The organism is Bradyrhizobium sp. P2_E8 (assembly GCF_056403875.1).
On sequence record NZ_JBFUES010001272.1, the window covers coordinates 1 to 1,819 of the forward strand.

The following is a 1,819-nucleotide window of genomic DNA, read 5'->3' on the forward strand; positions in this document are numbered from 1 at the left end:
GGAGATGCGGAACGCCGGGCCGAGGCCGAAGGCCGAGCCCTGCACCACGGCGACGCCTTCGGTCTCCAGCAGCTCGGTGACGAACTGCTCGTCGTTGGAGATCAAATTGCCCGACGGCGCTTTCTTGCCGATCGTGCCGGCGCAGGACGGATAGACGTAGAACGCGCCTTCGGGGCGCGGGCACTCGATGCCGTTCGCCTGGTTGAGCATGGAGACGACGAGGTCGCGGCGCTCCTTGAACACCTTGTTGTTGGCGGGGATGAAATCCTGCGGACCGTTCAGCGCCTCCACCGAGGCCCACTGTGCGATCGAGCACGGGTTCGAGGTCGACTGCGACTGGATGGTCGACATCGCCTTGATGAGCTGGGCCGGGCCGCCGGCATAGCCGATGCGCCAGCCGGTCATGCAATAGGCCTTCGACACGCCGTTCACGGTGAGCGTGCGGTCGTAGAGGCTGGGCTCGACCTGCGCGACGGTGGTGAACTGGAAGTCGTCATAGACGAGGTGCTCGTACATGTCGTCGGTCATCACCCACACATGCGGGTGCTTGACCAGCACATCGGTGAGCGCCTTCAGCTCGGCGCGGGTGTAGGCAGCGCCGGTCGGGTTCGACGGCGAGCACAGGATCACCCATTTGGTCTTCGGCGTGATCGCGCGCTCGAGCGCTTCGGCCCCGAGCTTGAAGCCGGTCGCCGCGGTGCAGACCACCGGCACCGGCTCGCCGCCGGCGAGCGCCACCATCTCGGGATAGCTGACCCAGTATGGCGCGGGGATGATCACCTCGTCGCCCGGATTGATGGTCGCCATCAGCGCGTTGTAGAGCACCTGCTTGCCGCCGGTGCCGACGATGATCTGGTTCGGCTTGTAGACGACGCCGTTCTCGCGCTGAAACTTCGCGATGATGGCTTCCTTCAGCTCGGGGATGCCGTCGACCGCGGTGTACTTGGTCTTGCCGGCCTCGATGGCGTGGATCGCCGCCAGCTTGATGTTGGCGGGCGTGTCGAAGTCGGGCTCGCCGGCGCCGAGGCCGATGACGTTGCGGCCCGCCGCTTTCAGCGCACGTGCTTTATCCGTGACCGCGATGGTCGYGGACGGCTTCACACGGTCGAGCGCAGCGGCAAGGAAGGACATCGTCATCTCCTGACAAGCGTCGTGAACCCATGGGTCGTCACGACTCTGATTGTGGGAATGGAGCCACCCTAAAACGTGTGCCGCTGCGCCGCAAGAAACTTCGGCCCGATCTCGCAAAAGTTTACGGATTCCGCGTTTCGACGCGCGATTTCCCGCAATATTCCGTCACTTTGCCGTCCGAATCCCTCATATCCGGCAAGGCCTGTCCTCAGAGCAATTTTGCGTGTTGGCCGTCATGAAATCAGACCGTCGTCATGCCCGGGCATAGCCGTCCGAAGGACGGCGTCGCTTTCGCTCGCCTATGTCCCGGGTATCCACATTCTTCGTGCCGCGCGGCAAGGCGTGGATGGCCGGGTCAAGCCCGGCCATGACGATTGCGGAGGCGTCAACGCCCTACCCCGACTGGATCGCTCAGCGATCTCACACGAATGCACGGCGCAATGCGTCGCCCACGTTGACGCAAGCGTGATCTGATTTGCGTCGTCGCGTGGAAATGATCTTCCGCGGCGTTGCAGTGCGGTAGGGTTTTCGAGTTTTTCTATTGGCTGGCTCTTGCGGCGGATTCGCATCGGCATCATTGTTTAGCCGCGGTGCGGGGCAACAAGCGCCGCGCCTTCCCGTCCTCGGTTTAGAACTCCCAGAATGTACAAGCTCTATTCGATGCAACGCTCCGGCAACAGCTACAAGG

General features: G+C 63.2%; 1 protein-coding gene. It reads right to left on the minus strand.

The genetic code is table 11. The features are described from left to right. The coding region (locus AC1D00_RS39440; protein WP_477014405.1) for a pyridoxal phosphate-dependent aminotransferase at positions 1-1,131 on the minus strand (1,131 nt) is incomplete at its 3' end. Positions 1,132-1,819: the final 688 nt, after the last annotated feature.